The organism is Streptomyces tagetis (assembly GCF_018069565.1).
In the GTDB taxonomy this organism is placed as follows: domain Bacteria; phylum Actinomycetota; class Actinomycetes; order Streptomycetales; family Streptomycetaceae; genus Streptomyces; species Streptomyces tagetis.
This window is the reverse complement of record NZ_JAGPNL010000001.1, coordinates 715692-739362: the sequence shown is the minus strand read 5'-3', so window position 1 is coordinate 739362 and position 23671 is coordinate 715692. Positions and strand designations below refer to the sequence as shown.

Below are 23671 nucleotides of genomic sequence, written 5' to 3'. Positions count from 1 at the left end.
GTTCACCGGTTGGCGGCGCCGTCGGCGGGTCCGACAGTGGAGTCCGGCACGCCGTCGCGCCCCGTCGGCGCCTCGGTCGCCCGCCGGCGCGTACCACACGCGCCCCGTACGCACGTCCTGTCAAGGAGACCCGGAAACACCATGGTTGACACACCTGAGCGCACCACCGTCGTGATCGTCGGAGCGGGGGTGGCCGGACTGACCCTCGGCACCTTCCTGCTGCGCAACGGCGTCGGATGCGTCGTCCTGGAGAAGCACCGCCGCGCCTACGTCGAGCAGCGCCAGCGCGCCGGGACCATCGACGCCTTCGGCGTGCGCATGTTCCGCGCGTGGGGCCTGGCCGAGGTGCTGGAGGGCGACCCCGTCCCCGACGCCCCGGGCGGCTTCTTCCTCGACGGGGAGGAACTCCCCGTGGACCTCGACGAGGAGAGCGGCGACAGCCTCTTCTGCCCGCAGCAGGTCCTCGTCCGCAACCTCACGGACGTCTTCCTGCGCGAGGGCGGGGACCTCCGCTTCGAGGCCGCCGACGTCACGCTGGAGGGCATCGGCGGCGCACACCCCCTGGTGCGCTACCGGGACACCGCCGGCACCGCCCGGAGCCTTCGCTGCGATCTCGTCGCGGGCTGCGACGGCGACCGCGGCGTCAGCCGGGCCTCCGTCCCCGACGGCGCCCTCACCCGGCACACCCACGCCTACGGGTACGCCTGGCTGAGCGTCCTCGCCGAGGTCGCGCCCCGGCCCGCGGGCATGGCGATCCACTCCCGCGGCCTCGCCGGGATGATCCCCCGCGGCGCGCACGCCGCCCGCCTCTACCTCCAGTGCCCGCTGGACGACACCCCCGCCGACTGGCCGGACGCCCGGATCTGGGGCGAGCTGGAGGCCCGCTTCGGCGCCCCCGTGGCGACCGGGCCGATCGCCGACAAGCGGATCGTGCCGCTGCGCAGCGTGGTCCACACCCCGATGCACCACGGCAGCCTGTACCTGCTGGGGGACGCGGCGCACATCGTGCCGCCGATGAGCGCGAAGGGCATCCATCTCGCCCTGCACGACGCCGAGGTGTTCGCGCGGGCGGTCATCCACCGGGACCGGGAGGGAGATACCAGCCTGCTCGACGCCTACTCGGAGACCTGTCTGCCCCACATCTGGAACTACCAGGCGTTCGCGGCGTGGATCACCGAGACCATGCACAACGCCGGGGACGCCTCCCACGCGGGCGAGTTCCGCAAGCGGATCGCGCGGGCGGAACTGGAGCGCCAGTTCACCTCCCCCGCGGCGAGCCGCCTCTTCGGCGAACTCACCGCGGGGACCAACTAGGCGTGTAAGAGCCGTGGTTACTCGTCGTCGCGGAGCCGGGTGGCCAGGGCCTCCAGCTCCTCGCACTCCTCGGTGTGACCGAGGGCGGTCAGCAGCGAGACCGCCTCGTCGAGGCGGATGAGGGCGCCGAGGGGGCGTTCCAGGTAGATGCCCTCCACCGCGCCGGCCAGGCGCGCGCACTCGGCCCACTCGGCGGCGTGGGGCTGCTCCTGCCCCGGGTCGCCGAGGAGGGAGAGGGCCCGGTCGAGGGCGGTCAGGGCCTCCTCGTAGGCACCGGCGTAGGCGTTGACCCTGCCGTGCTCGTAGGCCAGGGCGGTGTCCAGGGCGCGGCCCTGCGGTTCGTACGCGGCGGCGCGGGCCTCCTCGGCGACGCGGGCGGCGTCGTCGAGGTAGGCGCGCGCGTCGGCCAGCCCGTCGGCTCCCCGCCGCTGGGCGGTGAGCCGGGCCAGCTCGCGCAGGCAGTTGCTGAGCTGCTCGTAGCGCGGGCCCCGGGCGTGGGCGGCGATCGCCTGGTCGGCGGCCTGCCGGGCCCGGTCGAACTCGCCGGACTCGCCCAGCAGGACGGCCGTCTCCGCGGCGATCAGGGCGTGGCTGCCCGGGTCGTCGTCCCAGTCGGCCGACTCGGCGGCGAGGGCGGCGCATTCGGCGGTGGCGGCCTTCAGGTCCTCCCCCGCGCGCAGGGCTCGGGCGCGGGTCAGCCGGAGCTGGGCGACCAGCCGGTCGTCCACCTCGCCGGCGGTCACGTCCGGCTCGGCCAGCAGCGAGTCGAGCAGGGCGATGCACTCCTCGACGCGGCCCAGGTCGAGGCTGAGCTGCGCCGCGTTGGAGTAGGTGCAGAAGGCGTCCGTGCGGCTGCCCAGGCGCAGGTCCAGCTCCGCGGAGCGCGTCAGGTGGCGCAGCGCCTCCTCGGGGCGGCCCAGGTGCATCAGGACCTCGGCCATGTCGACGTGGAGACGGGAGGTGGCGGGGCCGGCCGGCCAGTCGGCGGCCCGCCGCAGCGCCTCGGTGAGGTCGGCGTGCGCGCCCTCGACGTCCTGGAGGCCGAGCCGCAGCCGGGCGCGCAGGGCGAGCGTGCGGGGCAGGTGCCAGGCGGGGCCGTGCTCCGTCAGCCGTCCGTGCAGGCCGTCGGTCTCGGCGAGCGCGGCGGGCAGGTCGCCGGCGAGGGCGTGCGTGCTGGCGCGCAGCAGCCGGGCGCCGGAGACCTGGAGGGCGAGGTCGTGCCGGGTGGCGAACTCCTCCAGCAGTTCCGCCTCCGCGAGGACCGGGGCGACGTGCTCCTCGGCGCCCGTGCCCTGGAGGCGCAGGCCGAGGGCGGTGGCCCGTATCCGCAGCAGTCGGGCCTCCTGATACGGGGCGAGTCCGGGCGTCTCCTCGTGCAGGCGGACCACCTCGGCGTGGGCGGCGGTCAGCGCGGCGGTCTTGGCGTCGGCGTCCTGCTCGCCCCCGGGGACGTTCCCGGCACCGGCGAGCACGGCGGCGGCGCGGGCGAGCACGGCGCGGTCGGGTGCCCCGGCGTCCTCGTAGAGGCCCGCGGCCTCCTCGAAGAGGGCGACGGCCTCGTCGAACCCGTCCTTCTCACCGGCCCGTTCCGCCTCGTCGGCCAGCAGGTCGGCACGGAGCAGGACGAGCGGGCCCACCGCCGGATCGTCGGGGTGGGTGTAGCCGGGCTCGGCGGCCAGGGCGCGCAGCCGCGCCCGGCAGGCCATGGCGTCCGGGTGCCCTTCCTCGTCCAACTCGCGTGACCGTGTGATGAGTTCGGCCGGGGTCTCGGGGAGCGGGCTGGTCGTACGGGGGGCCGCCGCGGTACCTGGGGACGCGTCGGGGGCGAGGTCGTCGAGGCCCCGGGTGCGCAGGGTCAGCTCCAGTTCCTCCAGGAGGGGGGCGCGGTCGAGGCGGGTGGTGCGCCGGTCGGTGTGGGCGGTGGTCCCGTTGCGGGTGTCGAAGCGGGCGGCGAGGTCGGCGGCCCGGCCGCGCACCTCGGCGCGCAGCGCGGACGCCGTCCAGGTGCGGCCGGCGAAGCCGGAGGCGGGCAGGGAGCCGTGGCCGAGGGCCTCGACGCGCCGCAGGAGGACTTCCACGCCGGTGAGGAAGTCCAGGAGGTCCAGCGGGGAGTCGACCTCGTCGAACAGGGTGCGGTTCTCGGCGAGGAGTTCCAGTCCGCGCGCCTCGTTGCCGGTCAGCGCGCAGAACTCCAGGTGGCGGCCGACCTCGGGGGCCATGGAGGGGTTGCGGCGGCAGGCGCGGTAGCCGGTCAGGTGCAGGGCGCGGGCCCGGTCGGTGCGCCCGGTGCGCAGCAGGGGCAGCAGGGCGTGGGAGACGGAGCGGGCGGGCTCCTCCTGGCAGGACTCCTTGCCCTCCAGGACGGGTTCGAGGGTGTCGAGGGCGCGCTCGTCGTCGCCCGCCGCCAGGTGGTACAGGCCGCGGTCGCAGGTCTCGCACGCCTCGCAGTCGCTGAGCCGGGTACGGGTGCGGGAGGCCCACAACTCGTAGGCGAGCGTGGTCTCCTCGCCGGTGTGGACGGCGAGCTGGTACGCCTGTCCGTAGTACGGCTGGAGGCCGAGGCCGGCCTTCTCGTACCGGTCGCGCATCTCGGTCAGCCACTGGCGCAGGCCGGCGAGCGGGATCTCGGGCACCGAACGCAGGGCGTTGGCCACCCACTTGAACCGCCAGAAGAGCAGGTGCCGCAACTGCTCGTCGAAGAGGTCGGGCTGCTCGTCGAAGAGGGTGAGCAGCCGGGCGAAGACGACGGGTGACTTCCGGGGTTCGGCGCCGTAGGTGTACGCCTCCTGGAGTTCGAGGAGCGCGTGGATGAGCGGGACGGGCTCCTCGAACTGCTCGGCCGCCTCGACGAGTTCCTCGGCGGTGACGGTGCGGGCGCGGCCGTGGGGGCGCCGGTCGTTCTCCCGGAGCGCCTGGAACAGTTCGTCGGTGGTCTGGGGTGTGGTCGGCATCGTCAGCGGTCCTTGCGCAGGGCGTGGGCGAGAAGGTCGAGGAAGGAGCGGTTGATGAGGCTGGACTCGGCGGGGCGCAGCGGGCGCCGGGAGAGCAGGACGGCCTGCCCGTAGAGGGCTTCGGCGCTGGTGCGGGCGAGTTCGGGTTCGTCGATGGCGACGGCGGTGCGCACCAGCGGGTTGAGCTGGTTGAGGATGAGCTGGGCGCGCGGGGCCTCCTGGCGCAGGGCGCCGAGGATGTCGCCCCACAGGCCGCCCTCCTGCTCCCGGGCGAGCTGGGAGCGGGTGCGCTCGTGGCGGGCCTCGCGGCTGTCGACGAGGAGGGCGGGGGCGGAGGCGGGCTGGAAGGCGCGCAGCGCGACGTCGCAGCCGAAGACGGCGAGGGCGTCGCGGGCCTGGGCGATGTAGGCCGCGGCGGCGAGTTCGGTGTCGCGGTCGACGGGGTCGAGGTGGGCGGTGAGGGTGGCCGGGTCGAGGTCGGCGACGGTGGTCCCGGGGCGCACCTCGGGCAGCCGGCGGACCAGTTCGCGGTCGTAGGTGTAGCCGCCGTTGACGACGCCGAGCCCGGCGGACGAGGCGATCGCGGCGACCTGCCGGAACTCCTCCACGCTGGAGGTGACGAGCACGGTGGAGTGGGTGCGGGCGAACTCGTCGAGGGTGGTGTGCCCGTCGGTGGTCTCGAACGGCAGCCAGGGCAGCAGCATCCGCAGGATCTCGTCGTCGTGCACGGCGAGGGACTTGACGGCCAGGTGGTGGGCCTGGAGGAAGCGGCCGAGGAGGTCCGGGTCGCTCGCTGCGGCGCGGGCGATCCAGTCGCGCAGCCGTTCGGCGAGCGCGTCGCGGACGGCGGAAAGGGTGTCGTCCTCGTACAGGGACTCGCGGGAGGCCGTCGGGCGCAGGCTCTCGGCGTCGACGACGCAGCGGACGAAGAACGCCCAGTCGGGGAGGATCTCCTCGGCCTGGTCGGACAGGAGCATGCCCTTGACGTGCACGCGGTGCCCGTGGCGTCGTCCGGCCGGCACCGTCTCGGGCAGCACGCAGGCGACGCCCTTGAGGCCGACGGCCGGGAGGTCCAGCTCGATGGTGTCCAGCGGGGTGAAGCCGAAGACCTCCTCCCCGTAGGCGGCCAGGGCGCGGGAGCGGGCGCCGGGGGTGGGGTGGGTGCGCGCCCAGGGGGCGGGTTCGGGGTTGACGGGCACGCCGGGGCCGCCGGTGCCGTCGTCGAAGGTCACCGGGTGGCGCAGCAGCGCGCCGAAGTGGCGGGCGAGCGCGTGCACCTGGGCCGGGCGGGTCCACTCCCCTGCGTCGGCGCGGGGCGTCAGGGTGACGGTGGTGCCGGGGCGGGGGCGGGCGGAGGCGGGCAGGGTGCGGACGGTGTAGCTGCCGTCGCCGCGGCCCCGCCACTCCACGGTGGGCGCGTCGGGGGTGCGGGCGGAGCGGCTGAGGACGTGGATCTCGTCGGCGACCAGGAAGCAGGAGAGCAGGCCGATGCCGAACTGCCCGATGAAGTCGGCGCGTTGCTCGGCGATGGTGTCGGCGCGCTTGCTGCTGCGGCCGATGGTGGCGAGGAAGGTGTGCACGTCGGCCTCGGTGAGGCCGACGCCGTCGTCCTCGACGCGTACGGCGGCGCCGTCGGCGTACAGGCGGATGCCGAAGGCGTCCGTGGGGGCGCCGTCGGGGGCGTCCGGGGCGAGGCGGTGGCGGGCGGTGAGCGCGTCGACCGCGTTCTGGAGGAGTTCGCGCAGGTAGACGCGGGGGCTGGAGTAGAGGTGGTGGGAGAGGAGGTCGACGAGGCCGCGCAGGTCCACCTGGAAGGTGCGGTCGGCGCCGGCCGGGTTCGTGGCGGTGTCGGGCAGAGTCATCGGGCAGTCCGGGGTGGGAGGGGCGAGGGATGTCGGGCGGGCCCGGCGGCCGGGCGTACGGGACCGGGGGCGGGTGTACGGGGCCTGGTGGGGCCTACGGGGGGCGCTGGTGCGGGTCTACGGGGCCGGGGCGGGTCTACGGGGCCGGGGTGGGCTCACGGGGCCGGGGCCGGGGGCCGGGCCGGCCGCCGGTGTCGTGGACCCGGGCGGCCGGGCGGAGGGGAGCGCCGGGGCGGTTCAGGCGCGGCGGTGTGCGCGGACGAACTGCTTCTCGGGGTCCCTGTAGTAGAACCACGTCCCGGGGACGAAGGCCCCGTCCAGCGTGTGGAAGACGCGCCGGACCGTGTGCCGCTCGTCGGCCAGCGACAGCGCCATCGCGAAGGTGTGGAAGTCGTGCTGCCACCCCGGGCTCCACACGTAGTCGGGGTGGAGGATGCTGTGGTCGGCCGCGGCCCGCAACTCGGCCTGCACTTCCGGGGTCCGCAGCACGTCGTCGTCCTCGGCCTCGACCCATTCCTCGATGTGCGCCATGGCGATCAGGCAGCCGAGACCGTGCCCCAGCGGTGCGCGGGTGAACGCCTCGCGGGCGAAGTCCAGTGCCTCCCCCGGCTTTCCGCCCCACCGGGGCTGCAACTGGGTGAGCCATGCCTGGTGGACGGCGGGGTCCAGCGGATCACGGCGCAGGGCCGCCCGCAGCCGGGTCTCGTTGATGACGGTGCCGAGCGACATGCCCCGGCCCGATATGAGGAGTTGCTCCCACGGCGTGATCGCCTCCGGCCGCAGCTCGGCCGCCCTGAGCAGGTGCTCCTCGGCGATCCTCAGCCGTTCGTAGAAGACGCGCCACTGCTCTTGCGACACGTTCACCGCGCGTTCGGCGGTGCGCGCCTGCCAGCCCCACTCGATGTGGCGCGCGCCGGATATCAGCAGGGCCGCGACCCGGTGCTCGTCGTCCTGGTCCTCCTCGACGGCGCGGACGATCCACTCCTCCACGCCGTCCAGCCGGGCGAGTTCACGCAGGACGCGGTGGTGGCGGCCGAGGTCGAAGGGGGCCAGGGCCGCCCTGACCGCCGCCCAGTCACCCGCGTCGGCGGCCTCCACCAGGGCGAGGACCCGCGTGTCGCCGAGCGCCCGCAGCGTGTACGTGCCGTTCTTCCGCCGGGCGGGGGCGGGAAGGGCGTACGGATGCGCCGCCGGTCGTTCCGCGCCCCTGCCGAACAGCTTGCCGAACAATGCCGTGCCTCCCCTGATCCCGGTGATCGTCCGGTGCAGCATATGCGGCGTCACCAGCATGGCTTCCACAGGGTTTTCACTCCGACTCCACAACTGGCCCGGGGAGTTGGGCATCAGGGCTCGACCGGAGTGCCGAGGCCGATCAGGGCGCCCACCGGGTCGAGGTCGGGGGTGCCACGGGGCCACCAGTCCTCGCGGCCGGGCTCGGACTCGTACGCGTACCACAGGCCCGTCCGGCCCAGGCGGAGCTGGACGTGGCCCTGGGGGTGGGTGAGGTGGTTGCGCCAGGGGCGGAAGGCGGGGAGGTCGGCGGCGAGCAGCAGCGGGCGGGCCCGGTCGAAGCGGCCGGCGGGCGGGTCCCACGCCTCGTCGAGGACGGTGAGCGCCGCCAGTCCGCCCTGGCGCCAGGCGGCGACGGCGCGGGCCAGTTCGGCCGTGGAGCGGCCACAGGCGGCGGCGAGCGAGGCGTAGAGGGCGCGGGTGCCCGCGGTGAGCCCGGAGCCGGGGCGGGCGGCGGCGAGGCGGACGGCGTCCTGCCAGTCGGTCAGTCCGCCGACCGGGTCCCGGCCCGTGGTGAGCAGGGCGTGGGCGCGGGCGGCGGCGTCGGTGGCCAACTGGTCCAGGGCGAAGGGGTCCGGCCCGCCGGGGGACGCCGGGTAGGCGGGGGGCTGTTCGGGGTGCGGGGGCGCGGGCAGCGGCTCCGGGAGCGGCGGCGGCGTACGCGCGGCGAGCGCTTCGCCGGCCCGGACGCCGGGGAGGGGTACCGGTCCCTTGTCCTGGGCGGCGCGGGCCGCGCGGGCGGCGCTGAGCCGGGACAGGGCGTCCAGCAGGGCGCGTTCGCCCCGGCCGCGCAGCAGGAGCAGCACGAAGGGGTCGGCGTCCAGCAGGCGTGCCGTCTGGTAGCAGAGCGCGGCGGCGTGCTTGCAGGGGTGGCCGGTGTCGGGGCAACTGCACCGCGGGGTCAGCTCGCCGGGGCCGGGCAGCAGCGGGAGGCCCGCGTCGGCCAGGGAGTGCGGCAACTCCTTGTCCAGGAGCGCGGCGATGTGTCCGGGCCGTTCGGCGGCGGCGTCCAGGAAGCGCTGCCAGTCCTCGTCGTCGAGGGTGCGCAGCCGGATCTGTACGCGGTAGGGGCGGGGGCGGGTGCCCTGGACGTAGGCGAGGACCAGGCCGGGGGTCACGGTGATGGCGTCGACATGGCCCCGCTCGGCGTACGTGCGCCCCCGCGCCAGCCGGGCCGGGTCCAGGGCGCCCTCCTCCAGGGCGGTCACCCAGGCGTTCCCCCACCAGGTCGCGGCGAACGCCTCGCCCTTGCGGGGAGCGAACGCCGGGAAGGTACGCCGCAGTTCCCCGTCCCGCCCGGGGTCCGCCATGGAACGGGGGGCGGGAGGATGGGGGGCCGGGGGTACGTCGGGGCGGCGGCGGCCGACGGAGGGACCGGGGTCGTCCGGGCGCTGGGGGCGGCGGGCGGAGGGGCCTTCGGCGCGGGGGGCGTCGGCGCGGGGATCGCCGTCGCGGGGACGGTCGTCGCGCGGACGGTCGTCGCGCGGACGGTCGTCGCGCGGAAGGCGGTTGGCGGAGGGGCCCGCGCCGGGAGGGCCGTCGGCGCGGGGGTGGTCGTCGGCGGAGCGGCCCGTGCCAGGAAGGCCGTCGGCACGGGGGTCGCCGCCGCGCGGGTCGTCGTCGCGCGGGCGGATGTCGCGCGAAAGGCGGTGTGCGGACGGGCCCGCGCCGGGAGGGCCGTCGCCACGAGGGCGGTCGTCGGCGGAGGGGCCGGCGGTGGACGGGCCGTCACCATCGGGACCGTCGGCGGCGGGCGGGACGGAGGCCGCCTTGGCCTCCGGTGGGACGGGCCGGTCGGTGGCGGCGGGCCGGTCGCCGCGGTCGGGCCCGCCCATGGGGGCGGCGGCCTCGGTCGTCCGGTCCAGGTCGAACGGCAGCCGGAAGGAGTCCGCCAGGGCCTCCCGGACGGCGCGAACGCGGGCGTCCTCGGACGGGGGCCGGGCGGCGGCGGCAAAGGACGGACGGCGTTCGGCCCCTGTCCGGCGGGCCGGGGCGGTGGCCTCCGTCAGCGACCGCCGCGCCTCCTGACGGGCCGCCCGCAACGCCTCCCTCGCCACGTCCCCTGGCCGTGCGCCGGGAGCGGCGGCGTCACCGGCGGAGGGCACGGACTGCGCGGCCGGCGAGGACGACGAGGACGACGAAACCGGCGCCATGGCCTCCGGCTCGGGCGCGGGCGCGGGCACGGGCACGCGATCGGACTCGGACGCAGACTCAGGCTCGGACGCAGACTCAGGCGCGGCCCGAGCCTCAGGCTCGAACTCCGCGCGGTCGTCCGGCAGGTCGTGCACGGCCGGGGCCTCCGGTGGCCAGGGGGCGGCTCCACCCCGCGCGGGCGCCTCCCCCGACTCCCCCGCCGTCCCCTCCGGCGCGTCCGGCGCCTCCGTCCCCGCCGTCCTCTCCCGCCCGGTGGCCGGGGGTCCGGTCGTCGTACGCCGCCGGGTCACCGCCTCCCGGAGGGCCGCGCGGGCCACGTCGCCGGGCCGGTGGTCCGGCTCCCGGGGCTCACGCTCGCGGGGCCGCGCCTCCCGTACGGCGTCCGGCTCGGGCTCCGCGCACCCGGCAGCGGGGTCCGGCGGTCCGTCGTCCCGGGCCGCGTCGGTCCGCCGCAGGGCGGCACGCAGGGCGCGTCGGGCCTCGTCGGAGGGCCGGGGGGTCATGAGGGCCTCCGCAGGGACACCAGGTCGGCCAGTTCGCGGTCGGTGAGTTCGGTGAGGGCCGCCTCGCCGGAGCCGAGGACCGCGTCGGCCAGGGCACGCTTGGCCTCCAGCATCTCGGCGATACGGTCCTCGACCGTGCCCTCGGTGACCAGGCGGTGGACCTGCACCGGCTGGGTCTGGCCGATGCGGTAGGCGCGGTCGGTGGCCTGCTCCTCGACGGCCGGGTTCCACCAGCGGTCGACGTGCACGACGTGGCCGGCCCGGGTGAGGTTCAGGCCGGTGCCCGCGGCCTTGAGCGACAGGACGAGGACGGGTGTCGCGCCGCTCTGGAAGCGGTCCACCATCCGCTCCCGCTCCGGCACCGGCGTCCCGCCGTGCAGCAGGTCGGCCGGGACCGCGCGGGCGGCCAGGTGGGCGGCGACGATCCGGGCCATGCCGACGTACTGGGTGAAGACGAGCGCCGAGCCGTCCTCCGCGAGGAGGGTGTCCAGCAACTCGTCCAGCAGGGCGAGTTTGCCGGAACGGGCGACGAGCCGCCCGGGGGCGCCCTGTCCGGGCTCCTCCTTCAGGTAGAGGGCGGGGTGGTCGCAGATCTGCTTGAGCGAGGTGAGCAGCTTGAGCACCAGGCCCCGGCGGGCCATGCCTCCGGAGGTCTCGATGGCGAGCATCGACTCGCGCACCACCGCCTCGTAGAGCGAAGCCTGTTCGCGGGTGAGGGGGACGGCGTGGTCCGTCTCCGTCTTGGGCGGCAGCTCGGGGACGATGCCCGGGTCGGACTTGCGCCGGCGCAGCAGGAACGGCCGGACCAGGCGGGCCAGCCGCCCCACCGCCTCCTCGTCCTCGCCGTTCTCCACGGCGCGCGCGTGCCGGGCGCGGAAGGACTTGAGCGGGCCGAGCAGTCCGGGGGTCGTCCAGTCGAGCAGTGCCCACAGCTCGGAGAGGTTGTTCTCCACGGGGGTGCCGGTGAGGGCGACGCGGGCCGGGGACGGGATGGTGCGCAGCGCCTTGGCCGTCGCCGAGTACGGGTTCTTGACGTGCTGTGCCTCGTCGGCGACGACCAGGCCCCAGTCCCGCTCCGCCAGTTCGGGTGCGACCGAGCGCATGGTGCCGTAGGTGGTGAGGACGAAGCCGCCGGTCACCCCGTCCAGGGTGCGGTCGGCGCCGTGGAAGCGGCGGACGGGGACCCCGGGCGCGAACCGGGTGATCTCCCGCTGCCAGTTGCCCAGCAGCGAGGCGGGGCAGACCACCAGCGTGGGTGCGGGGTGGGCTCGTTTGAGGTGCAGGGCGATGAGGGTGACCGTCTTGCCGAGGCCCATGTCGTCGGCGAGGCAGCCGCCGAGGCCGAGCGAGGTCATGAGGTCGAGCCAGGCCAGGCCGCGCAGTTGGTAGTCGCGCAGGACGGCGTGGAGTCCGGGCGGGGCGGTGGCCGGCAGGGGGCCGGCGGTGAGCCGGTCGCGCAGGGCGGCGAGGGCGCCCACCGGCACCACGTCGACCGTCTCGCCGTCCGCCTCGGCGGTGCCGGTGAGGGCGGCGGACAGGGCGTCGACGGGATCGAGGAGGCCCAGGTCCCGTCGGCGGGCGCGGCGGACGAGGGCCGGGTCGACCAGGACCCAGCGGTCCCGCAGCCGGACGACCGGGCGGTGCGCCTCGGCGAGGGTGTCCATCTCGGCCTCGGTGAGCGGATCGTCTCCCAGCGCCAACTGCCAGCGGAACTGGAGGAGTTCCCCGCCCTCGAAGAAGCCGGTGCCGTCGGTGGCGGAACCGGGGGCGGGCCGGACCACGGCGGCGGCGGTGAGGTCCTGGGCGAGGTCGCGGGGCCAGTGCACGGCGACCCCGGCGGCGGCGAGCCGGCCGGCGGCCACGCCGAGCAGGTCGGTGACCTCCTCCTCGGACAGGGCCAGTACGTCGGGCACGTCCTGCTCGGCGAGCCGGTCCAGGGGCGGCCAGACCCGGGCCGCCCGCCGTACCGCGAGGGCGGTGTCCACCCGGGTGCGGGGGCCGAAGGCCGCGTCCGCGGCGCCGGACCACAGGTCGGCGGCGTCGGCGACGAGGGTGGGGTCGGCGAGGCTGTGCACCTGGACGACGGCGGCCCCCGCGCCGCGCGCCCCGCCGGCCGCTCCGGCGTCGAAGAGGTCGTGGGCGGAGAGGTCGAGGCGCAGCGAGATCCGCACCCCGGCGTCCATCCCGGCGGCGACCTCCGCGGCCCAGTCCTGGGCGCCCGGCAGGTACTGGGCGGGGCGGGCGGCGAAGGGCCGGCCCGCGGCGTGGGGCGCGGCCGGGGTGCGGGGCAGGGTGTCGGCGACGGCGTCCAGGAAGGAGCGGGTCAGCGCCTCCGGCTCGGGCAGCCGCAGCGGGCCGGGCCCGTCCAGCGGGACCGCGTGCCCCTCCGGGGGGAGGGCGGCGGCGACGGCCCGCAGGTGGGCGATGTCCTCGGGGTCGAGGGGGCCGGCCCGCCAGGCGTCGTGTCCCGTCGCGGTGAGGCCGGGCAGCAGCCGGCCGCGGGCGGTCAGCCGCAGCGCGTGCAGGGCGGCGGCTCCCCAGCAGGCGGTCGCGGGGTGGGCGGCCGGATCGCGCCGGGCGCGCACCAGCAGGGGCAGCGCCTCGCCGAGCGGCAGCGTGAGCGCGGGGACGGTCCGCCGCCGGACGCCCGCGCCGTGGCGCCGTACGACGGTCAGCTCGGTGAGATCGGCGCCCTTCTCCCCGGCGCCGGGGCCAGGATCGGGGTCGGGGTCGGTCCCCGGGGCGGCCACGGCCGGCCCGGAATCCCCGGCCGGGGACGCGGGGTCCCAGGTGCCGTCGGGGTCCCAGAAGGCGATGCGGCCCTCGCGCGGCAGGGGTGCGGGCAGGAAGACGGCGGCGAGCCGCCGCGGGACCGCCGACGCGGGCCACCGCCCGTGCCCCGCCCGGTCACCAAGGCCCGCGGCCACCGCGACCGCGCCGGTGGCCGCGCTCATCGCGCTCATCGCGCTCATCCGTCCTGTCACCTCCCGCCCCGCCCGTGGCCGCACCTGTAGCCCGCGCACGGCATGCCGTCTCCCCGGACCGGGCGTGCCGCCGGGTCCGGACCTTCTACGACTCTACGGGCGGGGTACGACAACCGGCCCCGCCGACCGCACCGGCCGCACCGACGCCGCCGACCACGCGGGGCCCACCTGGCGCGCGGGCCCATCCGGGCGCACCAGGCACAGGGGCCCATCGGCGGCGCCACCACTCCGGTACGCCCGGTAAGGCGGCGCCACCGGCCACACCACTGGCCGCACCGGCCACACCGGGCCACCGGCACCGGGAATCCCGCCGCCGCCCCCACGGTCCTCCCCATCCCGGCCCCCCGACGACCCGCCGCCCCCTACGGAACCGTCCGGGCGACCACGTACACCATCGGCCGCTCCGGGTTCTCCAGGTCGACCAGGACCTCCTGGCTGGGCGCCGGGTCGGCCTGTTCGCGCACCAGGCCCCACCAGGGGCCGGGCCCGTCGAAGCTCCAGCCGGTGACGCGCCGGTCGCGGTCGCCGATGACGGCCCGGTCCCGCTCCAGGTCGGCGCGGGTGACGTCGATGCCGCCGAGGAAGGCGTCCAGCCCGGCGCCGGTCGTCTCGAACTGGACGTAGAGACGGCTCGTCTTCCAGTTGTTCGTCTCGTAGTACGCGACCTCGGCCGAGGGGACCGGGACGGGCACCCCGTAGAGGCGGCGCTGGAGCTTGGACGGCCAGCCCTCGGTGAGTCCGGTCGCCGAGTACTTCGCCTCCTTGACCTTGCCGCTGTCCCGGCTCTGGTTGGCGGAGATCACCAGGTAGCCGGCGGGGATGCCGATGAGCAGCACGATGATGAGGAGGGTGAGCGACCGGCGCCGGATCACATGGCGCCGGTCCTCGGCGGGCGGTGCCGGGCCGTGCGGCGGTGCGGCCGGACGCGGCAGCGAGTCCGTCACGGTGCCTCCCGGAGCGAGTCCGTCACAGTGCCTCCCGGGTGGTACGGCGGGCCTGTGTGTACCGCTCGTACCGTTCGTAGCGCTCCACCCGGCGCCGCTTGGCCCGCCGGAAACGGCGGGCGACCAGGCGGGCCAGGTCGGCGGCGCCCACCATGCCGGCCTCGGGGCCGAGCTGGGCGCGGACGATGCGGGCCTCGGGGCGGTAGCCGCGGCCGGTGAGCTGGCGTTTGAAGGCGTCCCGCGCGGGGCCGATCAGCAGGTCGTCGGCGGCGCTGACCCCGCCGCCGATGACGAAGCAGGAGGGGTCGAGGGCCGCCGCGAGGTTGGCGATGCCGACGCCGAGCCACTGCCCTATGTCCTGGAGCAGTTCGATGCACATGGCGTCGCCCTCGCGGGCCAGCTCGGTGATCATCGGGCCGGTGATGTCGCCGACGGCTCCTTTGACGTGCTCGATGATCCCGTAGGCGACCGGCGAGTCGGCGGCGGCCAGCTCGCGGGCCTCGCGCACCAGGGCGTTGCCGGAGCTGTACTGCTCCCAGCAGCCGCGGTTGCCGCAGGGGCAGCGGTGGCCGCCGGGGACGACCTGCATGTGGCCGAACTCCCCGGCCACCCCGTACTTGCCGCGCTTGACCCGGCCGTCCTCCAGTATCGCGCCGCCGATGCCGGTGCCCAGCGTGATCATGACGAGGTGGTCCTCGTCGCGGCCGGCGCCGAAGCGCCACTCGGCCCAGGCGGCGGAGTTGGCGTCGTTGTCGACCAGGACGGGGACGGCGAGCCGGCCGGCGAGGCGGTCGCGCAGCGGTTCGTTGCGCCAGGACAGGTGGGGGGCGAACAGGATGCGGTTGCGGTCGGCGTCCACCCAGCCGGCCGCGCCGATGCCGACGGCGTGCACGTCGTGCCGGTCGGAGAGGTCCAGGACCAGTTCGACGATGGTGTCCTCGACGACTTTGGGACTCTTCGACTTGTCCGGGGTCTCCGCGCGGAGCCGTTCCAGGATGTTGCCGTCCGCGTCGACCACGCCCGCCATCACCTTGGTCCCCCCGATGTCGATGCCCACCGTCGGGACCCGGGGGGCCGTCAGGTGGGAGCGGCGCTCCCGGGTGCCGACGGTTCTCAGTACGGGTGCCCGGCGGGAGCCGATGGGGGCGGTGAGGTCGCGGTAGGTGCTCATCGTGCCGAATTCTGCCGCACGCCCCCGCCCCACGCCGAACGGGCGGGGCCGGGGACGGCGCGGCCCGCCGGCCGGCACGTTCCCGGCCGGGTGCCGGGGTTCGCCGGGCCGGGGACGGGCGAGGTCGGGGTCCGCCGCCGGACCGGGCGCCGGGTTCGTCTGGTTCGTCCGGTTCGCCATCGGTGCGGGCCCCCCGGATTCCGGGCGCGTCACCGGGCCGGACCCTCCGGATTCCGGGCGCGTCATCGGGCCGGGTCCGCCGGTTCGCGTACGCCGCGCAGGTCGTGGCGCAGTTCGTGGCGCAGGTCGTCCAGCTCCGTGCCACCCGCCATCTGCCGGGTCAGCTCGTCCAGGGTGACCCCGTCGCGGGTGAGGTCGGCGACCATCGCGCCCCGCTTCAGCAGCACGAACCGGTCCCCCACGAGGTAGGCGTGGTGCGGGTTGTGCGTGATGAGGACGACGCCGAGGCCGCGGTCGCGCGCCGCCGCCACGTACTTGAGGACCACGCCGGACTGCTTGACGCCGAGGGCCGCCGTGGGCTCATCCAGCACGAGGACCCGGGCGCCGAAGTACACCGCCCGCGCGATGGCGACGCACTGGCGCTGGCCGCCGGAGAGGGTGCCGATGGGCCGGTCGACGTCGCCGAGGTCGATGCCCATGCGCAGCAGTTCGGCGCGGGTGGTGCGGCGCATGTGGTCCACGTCCAGGCGCCGGAAGGGCCCCTTGCCCTTGCGGGGCTCCGAGCCCAGGAAGAAGTTCCGCCAGACCGGCATGAGCGGGACGACGGCCAGGTCCTGGTGGACGGTGGCGATACCGCGGTCCAGGGCCTCGCGCGGGGAGGCGAGGCGGGTCTCCTCGCCGTCGAGGGCGAGGGTGCCGGCGTCGTGCGGATGCAGACCGGCGATGATCTTGATGAGGGTGGACTTGCCTGCGCCGTTGTCGCCGAGGACGCAGGTGATCTCCCCGGCGCGCACCGTCAGGCCGACGCCCTCCAGGGCCTGGACGGTGCCGTACCGCTTGCCGACACCGGTCAGCTCGACGAGCGGGGTGCGGGCGGGGGCCGGGGTGGGGGTCATCGGGTGGCCTCCGCGCGCTTGCGGACCCAGGCGTTGAGCAGGGTCGCCAGGAGCAGCATCGCCCCGAGGAAGAACTTGAACCAGTCCGGGTTCCACTCGGCGAAGACGATGCCCTTGCTGGTCATGCCGAAGATGAGCGCGCCGACCGCCGAGCCGACGGCGCTACCCTGGCCGCCGGTGATCAGGCAGCCGCCGATGACGGCCGCGATGATGTAGATCAGCTCGTTGCCGACGCCCTCGCCGGACTGGACGACGTCGTACGCGAAGAGCAGGTGCTGTCCGGAGATCCAGGCGCCGAGCGCCACCCCCATGTAGAGGCCGATCCGGGTCCGGGTGACGGGGACGCCGACCGCGCGGGCGGCCTCCCGGTTGCCGCCGACCGCGAAGATCCAGTTGCCGGCGCGGGTGCGCAGCAGGACCCAGCTCGCCAGGGCGACCAGAGCGAGCCACCACAGGATGGTCACCTTGACGCCGACGCCGCCCACGGTGAGCGTCGAGGCGAAGACCGCGCGGGCGGCCGGGAAACCGTCCATGTCGGCGATGGACTTGGTGGAGACGGTGGAGCCGATGAGCTTGGTGAGGCCGAGGTTCATGCCGGTGAGCATGAGGAAGGTGCCCAGGGTGATGATGAAGCTGGGCAGCCTGGTGCGGGTGAGCACGAAGCCGTTGAAGGCGCCGACGGCCAGCGTGACCAGCAGGGAGACGGCGACGCCGACCCAGACGTTGGCGGTCATCTGGTAGCTGACCATCGAGGAGACCAGGGCCGAGGAGGTCACCAGGACACCGGCGGAGAGGTCGAACTCGCCGCCGATCATCAGCAGGGCGACCGGGACGGCCATGATGCCGATGGCCGAGGAGGCGTAGAGCACGGTGCTGAGGCTGGCGGCGCGCAGGAAGCTGTCGGCGGTCAGCGCGAAGAAGGCGAAGACCGCGACCGCGCCGACCACGGAGCCCAGCTCGGGGCGGCCGAGCAGCGTCCGCACCTTGTGGGCGTACGGCCGCGCGGGCTCCGGGTGAGGCTCTGGGTGGGGCTCCGGGCGGGGCTCCGGGCGGGGCTCCGGCTGCGGCTCCGGGCGGGGCTCCGGCGGGGCCTCCCGCCGAGGAGTCTGCGGAAACGTTTCGCTCATCGCGTGCCCCGCTTCGTGTACGCGGCCAGCGCGGCGGCGTCGTCCCGGGTGAGGATCTGCGGCCCGGTGAGCACCGGCCGGCCGCCGCCGAGGACGTCGGCGTTGTACTTGTACAGCCAGAGCAGGTCGACGGCCTCGTAGCCCTGGAGGTAGGGCTGCTGGTCGACGGCGAAGCCGAGGGAGCCGTCCTCCAGCCCGGCGGCCACCTTGGCGTTGAGGTCGAAGGTGTCGACCTCGGCCTCGCTGCCGGCGCCCTGCCGGGCCTTGACGGCGACGTCGGCGTAGGGGGCGCCCAGGGTGACGACGGCGTCGACGGCCCGGTCGGTCTGGAGCTTGGCCTCCAGCGCGGACTGCACGTCCGGCATGCTCGTGCCGTTGACGTAGAGGCGCTGGAGGGCGCCGTCGAAGGTCTTCTCCACGCCGTCGCAGCGCTGCTCGTGCCCGACGTTGCCCTGCTCGTGCAGGACGCACAGGGCGCGCTCGCGGCCTCGCCGGTTCAGTTCCTCGCCGACCGCCTCGCCGGCCACGGTCTCGTCCTGGCCGACGTGGGTGAGCGCGCCGAACCGGGCGGACTCGCCGGAGCCGGAGTTCACCGTGATCACCGGTATCCCGGCCTTCTCCGCGCGGGCCACGGCGGACTTGAGCGCGTCCGGCTTGGCGAGGGTGACGATGATGCCGTCGACCTTCTTGTCGACGGCCGCGTCGACGAGCTGCGCCTGCTGCTGGGCCTCGTCGTCGTGGCTGTAGAGGAAGTTGATGTTGTCCTTGAGGGCGGCCTGCTCCGCCCCGCTCTGGACGATGTCCCAGAAGGTGTCGCCGTCGCCCGAGTGCGTGATCATGGCGAAGGTCCAGCGGGGGGTGTCCACCGCGGCCCTCCCGCCGGCCGCCGCGGCCTTGCGGGCGTCCTCGGCGCGCTTGCCGCCGGCGCTGCTACAGCCGGCCAGGGACAGTGTCAGTGTCCCCGCCAACGCGATGCCTACCCAGGTCCGAAACCGTGCCACGAGGCCGTGCCCTTCTTGCTGTGTCATGCCGTCCCGCCGTCCCGGCGCCCTGCCGGGTCGTGCGGGCGTCCTGCCGTGGTCGGTGCCGGCCGTCACGGCGCCCGTACGAGGACCCTGTCCTCCCCGGCACCGATGGCCTCACCCACCCCAAACGCTCCATTGTCGGACACGGGGAACGGCCACCGGGCGGCGGGGCGCGACCGGCCCGCCCATTTGTCAGGACAATGTGACGAACTCGGCGGGCCGGACGGCCGGCCCGGGAACGGGCCGCCGCCTCGGGGATCAGGACCGCACGAGGAGCTGGAAATCGAAGGAGTAGCGGGCGGGCCGGTAGGTGTGGGCGCCGAACTCGACCGCTCGCCCGGTGTCGTCGAAGGTGGTCCGCTCCATGGTGAGCAGCGGGGCGCCCTCCGGTTCGCCGAGCCGCTCGGCCTCGGCGGCGGTGGCGGCCCGCGCCCCGATGGACTGCCGGGCGCTGTGCAGGGTGACCCCGGCGGCGCGCATCAGCCGGTACAGGCCGGTCGCCTCCAGTTGGGCGGTGTCCAGGTCGAGCAGGCCGGTGGGCAGGAAGTTGCACAGGTACGCGATCGGCTCCCCGTGCGCGAACCGGAGCCGCTCCACACGGTGGACGTCACTCCCCTCGGCCACCCCGAGCGCGGCGGCGGCCTCGGCGCCGGCCGGCACGAGGGTGTTGACCAGCACCGTCGTCGCGGGGCGCTGGCCCGCCGCCTCCAGGTCGTCGTAGAGGCTGCTCAGCTCCAGGGGGCGTCTGACCTTGCTGTGCACGACCTGGGTGCCGACGCCCCGGCGGCGCACGAGCAGGCCCTTGTCGACCAGCGACTGGATGGCCTGGCGGACGGTGGGCCGGGACAGGCCGAGCCGCCCGGCCAGCTCGATCTCGTTGCCGAGCAGGCTGCCGGGGGTGAGGGCGCCGCGCTCGATCGCGGCCTCCAACTGCTGGGAGAGCTGGAAGTACAGCGGGACCGGGCTGCTGCGGTCCACGCCGAGGTCGAGCGAGACGGTCGGGTCCACCACTGGTTTCGACACGCCACGAGCGTAGCTCCTGAGCCGCCGTCCGAACCCTTCTGGTTCGATTGTCCGGACATACGCATTGACAGCGCACGGCCTGTCAGCCCACTTTGTTTCCATGCGCATCGGGGTCATCGGTACGGGCCGCATCGGCACCGTTCACGCCAACACACTCAGCCGCCACCGCGACGTCGGATCACTGATCCTGACCGACGCGAATCTGGGCCGGGCCCAGGAGCTGGCCCATCGCCTGGGCGAGACGGCCGCACCGGGGGTGGACGAGATCTTCCGCTGGGGAGTGGACGCGGTGGTGATCACCACGGCGACACCGGCCCACGCCGAGCTGATCGGCCGGGCGGCACGTTCCGGGTTACCCGTGTTCTGCGAGAAGCCGATCGCGCTGGACGTGCCCGGCACCCTCGCCGCGATCGCCGAGGTGGAGGCGGCGGGGACGGTGCTCCAGATGGGCTTCCAGCGCCGTTTCGACGCCGGGTACACCGGGGCGCGGGAGGCGGTGCGCTCGGGACGGCTGGGCCGGCTGCACACCGTCCGGGCGGTGACCAGCGACCAGGAGCCGCCGCCGCAGGCGTACCTCCCGCACTCCGGCGGGCTCTTCCGGGACACCCTGGTCCACGATTTCGACATGCTGCGCTGGGTGACCGGCCGGGAGGTCGCCGAGGTGTACGCGGCCGGGTCGGACGCCGGGCCGCCGATGTTCCGGGCGATGGGCGACGTCGACACCGGAGCGGCGGTGCTCACGCTGGACGACGGCACGCTGGCCACGGTCACCGCGACCCGGCTGAACGGCGCCGGGTACGACGTGCGCATGGAGCTGGCCGGGGAACGCGACCAGATCGTCGTCGGGCTGGACGACCGCACGCCGATCGCGTCCACCGAGCCGACCGGGCCGCCCGCCGCCGACAAGCCGTGGACCGGCTTCGTGGAGCGCTTCGCCCCCGCCTACGAAGCGGAGCTGTGCGCGTTCGTGCAGGTGGTGCGCGGTGAGCGGCCCAACCCCTGTGACGGGCGCGAGGCCCTGGAGGCGCTCCGGGTCGCCGAGGCGTGCGAGGTCTCCCGCCGGGAGCGCCGCGCGGTGCGGCCCGCGGAGATCCCGGGGGCGCCACACCCGGCACCGGGACTCGGCGCCTTCGGCGTCCGGTAGCGGCCGGTCCCGCCCGGCGTGGGCCCCCTACGCCGGGGCGGGACCCGCACGTCAGCAGGAGCGATCAGTACGGGCGGTCGGTACGAGCGGTCAGTACGAGCCGTACGACGGGCTGCCCGCGCGGTCGTAGGTCTGGATGGAGACGCCGGCGGCGGTGACGTGGCCGCCGGTGTGCCGGAAGGCCGTGGGCCGCACCCCCTGCGGGAAGAGCTGGCGGCCGGCGCCGAGCACCACCGGGAAGGTCAGCAGGTGCACGGTGTCGATCAGCCCGAGGTCGAAGAGGGAGGCGGCGAGGTCTCCGCTGCCGTGGACCTGGAGTTCGCCGTCGGTGCGCTCCTTCAGCGCCGTGACCTCCTTGGCGAGGTCCCCGCCGAGCACGGTGGTGCCCGCCCAGGACGGGTCGGTGAGGGTGCGGGAGACGACGTACTTCGGCAGGGTGTTGAGCGGGGAGGCGATGGGGTCCTCCGGGTCGGTCTTCTCGGGCCAGTACGAGGCGAAGATCTCGTAGGTGCGGCGGCCCAGGAGGAAGGCGCCGACGCGGTCGAAGACCCCGGTGACGAAGGCGCCGAAGTCCTCGTCGCCGTACGGGACGCTCCACCCGCCCTGGCCGAAGCCGCCGCGGGTGTCCTCGCCGGGGCCTCCGGGGGCCTGGTGGACGCCGTCGAGGGTGACGAATGAGGTGAGGACGAGCTTGCCCATGGCGGGTGCCTGCCTTCCGTGTCCGGGGGTGGGGGTCCGCCGCGGCCGGCGGACCCGCTCTCATGGGTACGGACCCCGCGAAGGGCGCCGGCTCATCGGTGCCGCGCGGCCGGATCGCCCGGGGCGGCCCCGCCGTCCACCCTCGCGCGGCGCCGCCGGGCCCGCCACCGGCACGGGGCCGGCCGGGCAGGCGGCATCCTGGCGCCCCCGGGGCCCGGCGCGGAGCACACCCCTAGACCTTTCCGGCTAGCGGAATTAACCTTCCAGTAGGCAGAACTCAGCTCCGGACCAGCGGGGAGGCGACCGGCCGCCGGGTAGGCTGCTGCCTCCCGCCAGTCCCGAAAGGAACGTGCCGTGCCGACGTCCAGCGCCAGCACCACCGACTCCGCGAGGCCCGCCCCGGGCGGCGTCCAGTCCCTGGAGCGCGCCTTCGACCTGCTCGAACGGATGGCGGACGCGGGCGGCGAGGTCGGGCTGAGCGAGCTGTCCGCGAGCAGCGGCCTGCCCCTGCCGACCATCCACCGGCTGATGCGCACGCTCGTGGCCTGCGGATACGTACGCCAGCAGCCGAACCGGCGGTACGCGCTCGGCCCCCGCCTGATCCGGCTCGGCGAGTCCGCCTCCCGCCTCCTCGGCACCTGGGCCCGCCCGCACCTGGCCCGCCTGGTCGAGGAGACCGGCGAGACGGCCAACATGGCGCTGCTCGACGGGGACGAGGTCGTGTACGTCGCGCAGGTGCCGTCCAAGCACTCGATGCGGATGTTCACCGAGGTCGGCCGGCGGGTGCTGCCGCACACCACCGGCGTCGGCAAGGCGCTCCTCGCCGACGTGCCGCCGGAGGAGGTACGGGCGCTGCTGCGCCGTACCGGCATGCCGGCCGCGACCGACAAGACCCTCACCACGCCGGACGGGTTCCTCGCGGCGCTGGAGGAGGTGCGCCGCCAGGGGTACGCGATCGACGACAACGAGCAGGAGATCGGCGTGCGCTGCCTCGCCGTCTCGGTGCCCGACTCCCCCACCGCCGCCGCCATCTCGATCTCCGGCCCGGCCGGCCGCGTCACCGAGGAGGCGACCGAGCGGATCGTGCCGGTACTCCGGCAGGTGGCGGCGGAGTTGTCGGAGACCTTGCGCAACTCGACCGCGACGTCGACTTCCTGACGGACAATCAACCTCAGTTGCCTCACCGGGCCCGCGCTCGGCTCCTGCGGGGGCGGACCCGGAGGCTTGGCGTGCTGTTCACCATCTGATGCCGGCCGCCACCGGCAGGTGGTCGCTTCCGGTGGCGGGCAGCACCCACGAACTCGTCGGCTCCACACCGCGGACCAGGATCTGGTCGATCCGCACCACCGGGAACTTCGCCGGCCAGGTGAAGCCGAAGCCGTCCCCGGCCGCGTCCTGCACCGGGTCCAACTGCGAGGTGATGCCGGCGAACGCCCGGTCGTCCACGGTGCCGTTCAGGTCGCCGAGCAGCACCACCCGCTCATTCCGTTCGGCGGCGATGGCCTCGCCGAGCGCCTGCGCGCCTCTGTCCCGATGGACCGTCCAGAAGCCTCCCCTGGGCATCACCCGTACGGACCCCAGGTGGGCCACGTACACCGCCAGGGGACCCCGGCCCGTGGCCACCGTGGTGCGCAGCGCTCGGTTGTAGGCCATCGTGACGTCGGCCGGTTTGGTGTCCGCGAGCGGCCCGTGGTCCATCTTGATGTCGACCGGCCGGGTGTCCGACAGCGGTAGCTTGCTCCACAGCCCGACCGTGCCCTGCACCGTGTGGTGCGGGTACGCCTCCGCCAGCTCCTTCTCGTACAGCGGCTTCACCTGCGGGGTGATCTCCTCCAGGGCCAGCACGTCCGCCCCGGAGGAGGCCAGGTCACGGGCGGTGCCGGTCGGGTCGGGGTTGCCGGCGCCGACATTGTGGCTGACCACGGTGAGGTCGCCGCCCGCCCGGGACTTGTCACTGAGCAGCCCGCCGAAGAGGCTCAGCCACACCGTGACCGGCAGCAGCAGAGCGGCCACCGCGGAGGCGGAGCGGCGCCACAGCGCCCCGGCCGCCAGCACCGGGATGAACAGGCCGAACCACGGCAGGAAGGTCTCCACCAGGCTGCCGAGGCCCCCGAGGTCCGTTGTCCGCGCGTGCAGCAGCAGGACCAGGCCGAGCAGCAACGCCGCCCCCGCGAGCACCGGGCCACGCCTCCACGGGCCCGGCCGGGAGACGCCGCGGATCACCCGGCGGATGCGTGCGCGCCAGGTGGTGGAGCCGGTGTCCCGGCCGCCGCCGCCGGCCTGAAGGAGCCGGCACATCCGGCGGCTCCCTGGTCGTGCTGATGGTGGGGTGTGACGCATACCGCCAGCCAAGACCGCGCGGTGTTGCCGGCACATATGCGGTTCTCGATACACAGACAATATG

16 protein-coding genes are annotated in these 23671 nt (G+C 75.1%); 3 read left to right on the top strand and 13 right to left on the bottom strand.

Translation table 11 applies throughout. The features are described 5' to 3' along the window. Positions 1 to 141: 141 nt before the first annotated feature. Positions 142 to 1314 (top strand): 4-hydroxybenzoate 3-monooxygenase, encoded by a 1173-nt coding sequence (locus J5Y05_RS03125; protein ID WP_210868178.1) that lies wholly within the window; start codon positions 142 to 144, stop codon positions 1312 to 1314. A gap of 17 nt (positions 1315 to 1331) precedes the next feature. On the opposite strand, the gene J5Y05_RS03120 is transcribed toward J5Y05_RS03125, so the two are convergent. The 11 genes from J5Y05_RS03120 to J5Y05_RS03070 form a co-directional block, all read right to left on the bottom strand. Next, positions 1332 to 4265 carry a hypothetical protein gene (locus tag J5Y05_RS03120; protein ID WP_210868177.1) on the bottom strand — a complete coding sequence of 978 codons (2934 nt, stop codon included), beginning with the start codon at positions 4263 to 4265 and terminating at the stop codon, positions 1332 to 1334. Positions 4266 to 4267: 2 nt separating this feature from the next. Further along, entirely contained in the window at positions 4268 to 6127 is a 1860-nt protein-coding gene (locus J5Y05_RS03115) for an HSP90 family protein (protein ID WP_210868176.1), read from the bottom strand. 237 nt (positions 6128 to 6364) lie between these two features. Further along, positions 6365 to 7357: a hypothetical protein gene (locus tag J5Y05_RS03110; RefSeq protein WP_210869651.1), complete on the bottom strand. Its 993-nt coding sequence runs from the start codon at positions 7355 to 7357 to the stop codon at positions 6365 to 6367. Between the two features lie 113 nt (positions 7358 to 7470). Next, positions 7471 to 9252, bottom strand: a complete 1782-nt coding sequence (locus J5Y05_RS03105; protein WP_443742824.1) for an SWIM zinc finger family protein — start codon at positions 9250 to 9252, stop codon at positions 7471 to 7473. 818 nt (positions 9253 to 10070) lie between these two features. Next, on the bottom strand, positions 10071 to 13037 hold the full coding sequence (locus tag J5Y05_RS03100; RefSeq protein ID WP_372450473.1) for an SCO1167/SCO6262 family helicase: 2967 nt from the start codon (positions 13035 to 13037) through the stop codon (positions 10071 to 10073). A 383-nt stretch (positions 13038 to 13420) separates the two neighbouring features. Beyond that, entirely contained in the window at positions 13421 to 14002 is a 582-nt protein-coding gene (locus J5Y05_RS03095) for a sugar kinase (RefSeq protein WP_210868174.1), read from the bottom strand. 22 nt (positions 14003 to 14024) lie between these two features. Next, on the bottom strand, positions 14025 to 15173 hold the full coding sequence (locus J5Y05_RS03090; RefSeq protein WP_210868173.1) for an ROK family glucokinase: 1149 nt from the start codon (positions 15171 to 15173) through the stop codon (positions 14025 to 14027). 242 nt (positions 15174 to 15415) lie between these two features. Then, complete coding sequence (locus tag J5Y05_RS03085; protein ID WP_210868172.1) at positions 15416 to 16249, bottom strand: ATP-binding cassette domain-containing protein; 834 nt, start codon at positions 16247 to 16249, stop codon at positions 15416 to 15418. Further along, positions 16246 to 17232: an ABC transporter permease gene (locus tag J5Y05_RS03080; protein WP_307853680.1), complete on the bottom strand. Its 987-nt coding sequence runs from the start codon at positions 17230 to 17232 to the stop codon at positions 16246 to 16248. The genes J5Y05_RS03085 and J5Y05_RS03080 overlap by 4 nt, the downstream gene beginning before the upstream one ends. A gap of 140 nt (positions 17233 to 17372) precedes the next feature. Further along, the gene (locus J5Y05_RS03075) at positions 17373 to 18377 is read right to left on the bottom strand and encodes a sugar ABC transporter substrate-binding protein (RefSeq protein ID WP_210868170.1); all 1005 of its coding nucleotides are present in this window, start codon (positions 18375 to 18377) and stop codon (positions 17373 to 17375) included. Between the two features lie 282 nt (positions 18378 to 18659). Next, positions 18660 to 19409, bottom strand: a complete 750-nt coding sequence (locus J5Y05_RS03070) for a GntR family transcriptional regulator (protein ID WP_307853767.1) — start codon at positions 19407 to 19409, stop codon at positions 18660 to 18662. A gap of 115 nt (positions 19410 to 19524) precedes the next feature. On the opposite strand from J5Y05_RS03070, the gene J5Y05_RS03065 reads away from it, so the two are divergent. After that, positions 19525 to 20568 carry a Gfo/Idh/MocA family protein gene (locus J5Y05_RS03065; RefSeq protein WP_210868169.1) on the top strand — a complete coding sequence of 348 codons (1044 nt, stop codon included), beginning with the start codon at positions 19525 to 19527 and terminating at the stop codon, positions 20566 to 20568. Positions 20569 to 20658: 90 nt separating this feature from the next. Here J5Y05_RS03065 and J5Y05_RS03060 read toward each other — a convergent pair whose 3' ends face one another. After that, entirely contained in the window at positions 20659 to 21267 is a 609-nt protein-coding gene (locus tag J5Y05_RS03060) for a dihydrofolate reductase family protein (RefSeq protein WP_210868168.1), read from the bottom strand. Between the two features lie 354 nt (positions 21268 to 21621). Between J5Y05_RS03060 and J5Y05_RS03055 the strand changes: the two genes are divergently transcribed. Further along, on the top strand, positions 21622 to 22425 hold the full coding sequence (locus tag J5Y05_RS03055) for an IclR family transcriptional regulator (RefSeq protein ID WP_210868167.1): 804 nt from the start codon (positions 21622 to 21624) through the stop codon (positions 22423 to 22425). Positions 22426 to 22503: 78 nt separating this feature from the next. Here the strand turns inward: J5Y05_RS03055 and J5Y05_RS03050 are convergent, their stop codons facing one another. Further along, the gene (locus J5Y05_RS03050) at positions 22504 to 23565 is read right to left on the bottom strand and encodes an endonuclease/exonuclease/phosphatase family protein (RefSeq protein WP_210868166.1); all 1062 of its coding nucleotides are present in this window, start codon (positions 23563 to 23565) and stop codon (positions 22504 to 22506) included. Positions 23566 to 23671 lie beyond the last annotated feature (106 nt).

Bases quoted from the DNA above. Each gene is read 5' to 3' on its own strand.
- J5Y05_RS03125 (WP_210868178.1), top strand. From the start codon at position 142: ATGGTTGACACACCTGAGCGCACCACCGTCGTGATCGTCGGAGCGGGG.
- J5Y05_RS03120 (WP_210868177.1), bottom strand. From the start codon at position 4,265: ATGCCGACCACACCCCAGACCACCGACGAACTGTTCCAGGCGCTCCGG.
- J5Y05_RS03115 (WP_210868176.1), bottom strand. From the start codon at position 6,127: ATGACTCTGCCCGACACCGCCACGAACCCGGCCGGCGCCGACCGCACC.
- J5Y05_RS03105 (WP_443742824.1), bottom strand. From the start codon at position 9,252: ATGGGCGGGCCCGACCGCGGCGACCGGCCCGCCGCCACCGACCGGCCC.
- J5Y05_RS03100 (WP_372450473.1), bottom strand. From the start codon at position 13,037: ATGAGCGCGATGAGCGCGGCCACCGGCGCGGTCGCGGTGGCCGCGGGC.
- J5Y05_RS03090 (WP_210868173.1), bottom strand. From the start codon at position 15,173: ATGAGCACCTACCGCGACCTCACCGCCCCCATCGGCTCCCGCCGGGCA.
- J5Y05_RS03085 (WP_210868172.1), bottom strand. From the start codon at position 16,249: ATGACCCCCACCCCGGCCCCCGCCCGCACCCCGCTCGTCGAGCTGACC.
- J5Y05_RS03065 (WP_210868169.1), top strand. From the start codon at position 19,525: ATGCGCATCGGGGTCATCGGTACGGGCCGCATCGGCACCGTTCACGCC.
- J5Y05_RS03060 (WP_210868168.1), bottom strand. From the start codon at position 21,267: ATGGGCAAGCTCGTCCTCACCTCATTCGTCACCCTCGACGGCGTCCAC.
- J5Y05_RS03050 (WP_210868166.1), bottom strand. From the start codon at position 23,565: ATGTGCCGGCTCCTTCAGGCCGGCGGCGGCGGCCGGGACACCGGCTCC.